3 protein-coding genes are annotated in these 4,311 nt (G+C 39.7%); 2 read left to right on the top strand and 1 reads right to left on the bottom strand.

All coding sequences use genetic code 11. The features are described from left to right. On the bottom strand, window positions 1–306 hold a 306-nt coding region (locus C7B62_RS24735; RefSeq protein WP_106244054.1), incomplete at its 3' end, for a hypothetical protein. A 275-nt stretch (window positions 307–581) separates the two neighbouring features. On the opposite strand from C7B62_RS24735, the gene C7B62_RS24730 reads away from it, so the two are divergent. Both C7B62_RS24730 and C7B62_RS24725 read left to right on the top strand, forming a co-directional pair. Beyond that, complete coding sequence (locus tag C7B62_RS24730; protein ID WP_106244050.1) at window positions 582–2,471, top strand: AAA family ATPase; 1,890 nt, start codon at window positions 582–584, stop codon at window positions 2,469–2,471. 186 nt (window positions 2,472–2,657) lie between these two features. Further along, window positions 2,658–4,223, top strand: a complete 1,566-nt coding sequence (locus C7B62_RS24725; protein WP_106244048.1) for a type IV secretion system DNA-binding domain-containing protein — start codon at window positions 2,658–2,660, stop codon at window positions 4,221–4,223. Window positions 4,224–4,311 lie beyond the last annotated feature (88 nt).

Genomic DNA, 4,311 nt, shown 5'->3' with positions numbered 1-4,311 from the left:
CTGTTTCTTGAGCAAAACCGAATTAACAGTACGAGAAGTCTGTATTCCTTCTGCTTCTTGGTTCAAAGAGCGACGGTATTCAGTGTGATATTGCTTCAGTGTTGCCGAACTAATCTTGACTCCACTTTCAGTAATCGATTCAGCCAAATCATCATATTCACATCCTCTAGCTAAAGCTGCCTCAATCCTCAAATGCAGCTTAGCCACCAACTTTCTCAAATATCCAGGCTGAGTTGCTTTGTTCTTTGTCTTATCTAACTTACGGGCGATCGCTTTTTCTATTGGACTTAATTCAGACTGATTCATTTCGAGTTTTTAGTGCTTAATCTTGATTCATTGTGCCAAAGATTTAAGCAATCCAACCAATTATTTAACTAAAAAAGATTCACTTTCAGTGTGATAGATTAGCTTTAGTACTACTAATCATATACTGGGTAAAATTCCACACCTGATGCACCCTTGGTAGGAATAAAATAAATTATTCTCATTTTTCAAATAAATATAGATTGGGTATTTTTGGCTATTTTAAAACATCATCAATAAGATATGTAAACTAAAGCCTCGAAGATTTAGAGAAAGAAATTAATTCCAGCAAGAGCTTAATCAAAACTCAAGATGGCAGACTCACTACCGAAGCTGCCATTAACAGAGAAAAGAGAATTTTAAGTCTGGCTAAGAATGGCAGAGATAAATATCCTCCTCTAGCCAATACAGAAATTGCTAATCAACAAGCTCAAAAACTAGGACTGAATAAATCCCAAACGAATGCCTTAATTCATTTTGCGAATAATCGGGATGCAGTCATGCTTTGTCAAGGAGATGCGGGAGTTGGCAAAACCTACACCGTTGGAGCATTAAAAGAAACTATCTCTTCAAATATTTCAATGCGAGGTTTAGCCCCTAGTGCTGCTGCTGCTGGAGAACTAAATAAAGGGGCAGATATCAACTGTCAAACTCTTGATGCCTATCTAAATATTCCCCTTAAGTCATTACCAAAGAACGAATTGATTGTGGTGGATGAAGCGGGGATGATTAGCAGTACTCAAATGAAAAATTTACTAGAGAGGAGTCAACAAACAAACTCTCGTCTATTGTTAATCGGCGATACTAAACAGCTTACTGCGGTACAGGCTGGTTCTCCTTTCAAATTACTCCAAGAACAAACCAACTTGCCCACAGTCGGAATCGATCTCAATGTTCGACAGCAAAATTTCCAGCTTAAAGAAGTTGTAGATTTATTGTCCAAAGGTGAAATAAAACAGGGATATCAAAAGCTTAACCAACAGGGCAACATCAAACAAATACCCATCGACAGCCTCAGACTAAAAGCAGTGGTCAATGACTATCTAGAACGGGATAACAAAACTCAAGCCCAGACATTAATTCTTGCAGGAACGAATAAAGAGAAAGAAGTAATTACCAAACAGGTACGTCAAGGGTTAATTGAGCAGGGCAAACTTGGTCAGCAATCTCAGTCAATCAATATACTCAAACCCAAAGACTTAGATAAATTTAGCCTGACTCAAGCCAGTAGTTATGAACTGGGAGATGTAGTTAAGTTTAAGAACAACTCAGCCAAGTTTAGTAAAGAGCTTTACTACCGAGTTGATGTCGTCAATAGTAGAGCGGGTACTTTAACCCTCAGAGATAGCTTGGGTAACAAACAAAGCTTAGAACTCAATTGCTATAAAGACCGAACGGTATTTCAATCCCAGACTCGCGAGCTTCGCAAGGGCGAGGAAATGAAGTTTACCCGCAACCATTATCAGAATCAGCAAAAGCAAATAAATGGACAGCAGTTCACAGTATTAGGTTTTGACTCACATGGGCAAATAGAAATAAAGACCAAAGGCAAAACTCAGACAGTTAATCCCGATACTCTGCTTTATTCTGACTACCGCTACGTTGATACAGTTCACTCTAGTCAAGGCAAAACTGCTAATTACTGCATCTATGCTGCGGATTCGGGATTTTCTCTCACCGTAGGCAAAGAAAGCTTTTATGTCGCAGCATCACGAGCGAAACAAGAATTTAAAGTTTACACCGCTAGTACTAATGCTTTGGGACTATCAGTAGAAAAATCCAGAGGGCAAGAAAATGCGCTGACTCTCATTGCCAAACAACAATTTAATCAGCTTAATCAGCAATTATCAATTCCCTCAAGAGAACAAGAATTTAGACTACTGGTTGCTGCTAAGTATTTAGTTGAGCAAGTAGGTAAATTAGACCCGCAAAATCTTCATGTCAGGAGTTATAGAGCTTCAGATGGAACAGAAATTAAACGCGATCGCGATTCTTTAACTATTACTCATCAAGGTCAGGAACTCAAATTCGACCGAGACAACGCCACCGTCAAAAACACTTTTTCTGCTACCCAAATCGAGCATCAGATTCAAGCCAGAACCAATGAGATGCAGCAGAACCTCGATCTTACTCATATTCAAACTCAATCATTCACAATCGGCAGATAATGGGACTTTGACAAAAAACTAGGTTCAAAAAGGGGTGAAAGCCTCATGTATTAATGGTTTAACCTCAAAATAGCTAAATCCTTAATATATCTGGGTTTCAGGCGAATTTACCTCTTCGAGGTAAATTCGGCGTCTGGCAAGGCTTTCACCCCTTTTTGATAGGTAAAAATTGTCAAAGTCCCGATAATGAAAGCAAACAATAATAATCTCAATAGTTCTCTCGTAGCATCATTTCTTTCAATCATCTTCCTTTCATTAGCTTTGTGGGGGTTGAATAATACTGAAACTGCTCTATTTCTGATCGAACATCCAGAAGTAATTTTGTCCTATTTAATCGATCAATTCGGCTATCTGAGATTATTTGCTGGGGTGTTGACCACAGCTATAATGCTTTCCCTCTTGTCGATCAAGCCTAAAAGGAATCTTCATCAGCACAATCAAAATGTTTTGAGAGGAGCGAAGGTTATACCTACTCGTCAGCTCAAAGCCAAACTAAAAAAAGAACCAAAATCAAAATATAAGCCCCAATTAGAAATCGTCGGTCTGTCTATTCCCGAACAGCTAGAAGATCGTGGTTTCTTTATGTTTGGTTCTCCAGGAACTGGTAAAACTCAGGCTATTAGCCAAATGACCGCACTTCTCAGGAAAAGAAAAGATTTTCGGGCCATAGTCTTCGACCGCAATGGCGAGATGTTAGAGAAGTTCTACGATCCCCACAGAGACTTCATTTTTAATCCCTTCGATGCTCGTTCGGTTCACTGGAGCCATATTCACGAACAAGCCAGACCTGAAACTATGGCAGCAGGTTTAATTCCCCAGGAATCTGCAACCGAGCCTTTTTTCTCTAATGCTGGCAGGGCAGTAATGGCAGAGTTATTTCGCCAAACCAAAAGTAATCAAGAGTTATGGTCGTTACTAATCAGCGATAATCAAACATTAAGCTCATTCATCTCAGGAACTTTAGCTGCTAGATATTTAGCAGAAGAAAGAACAGCAACTTCTGTACTGTCTACTGCTGCCAACTACTGTCAGTTTTACGCCTGTCTAACTCAACCTCAGAATCAAGCTCTAAGTTTTTATGACTGGGGCAGGAGCGATAGTCCCTGCTGGATTTTTGTTACTTTAAGAGAAGACGAGTCGGAACTACTCAAACCTCTTCATAGCTTGATTTTTGAGTTGATGCTCCAAGGTTTATTATCGAATGAACAACGAACTAGAAAAACGGCAATTATTATTGATGAACTTGGCGCATTGAATCAGTTACCCAGTCTCCATCGTTTACTAAGTGAAAGTCGTAAATATGGAGGATGTCCGATTTTGGGTACTCAAACCGAGGCTCAAATTAATTCTAAGTATGGACAGCAACATACTCGGATTATTTTGCAGGGAACAAAAACTAAGTTAATTTTAAATTGTGCCGACCCTCAGACAGCAGAAACTATGGCGAAGATTATCGGTAAACAGGAGTTTATTCATTTGGCAGAGAATCATAGTCATTCCCGTCATACAGGTAGAAGCGGTAATAGTAGAACAGATAGCTTTAATGAACAGTTACGAGAGAGTTATGCTGTGATGCCTGATGAATTGGCTAATCTACGCGACCTTCATGGCTATCTCAAGATTGCTCAAGATTGCGCTTGTGTTAGGTTGAAGCCTAAGAAATTTGCTGTTCGCACTAGAAGGTTTATTCCGTTACCAAGTTCATCTACAGATCAGAATATTCAAGATCAGTGGCGAGATTTGGAGGAGTAGATAGTTGCCAGTCGTCGGGCTACGATGGCTCGCTCAGGGAATGTTGAAATTCTAGATCTCTTCCCATGCCCGATTCGCTTCGCCGACT

The sequence above is a fragment of the Pleurocapsa sp. CCALA 161 genome (genome assembly GCF_003003995.1).
In the GTDB taxonomy this organism is placed as follows: Bacteria; Cyanobacteriota; Cyanobacteriia; order Cyanobacteriales; family Xenococcaceae; genus Waterburya.
This window is presented reverse-complemented; position numbering and strand designations above follow the sequence as displayed.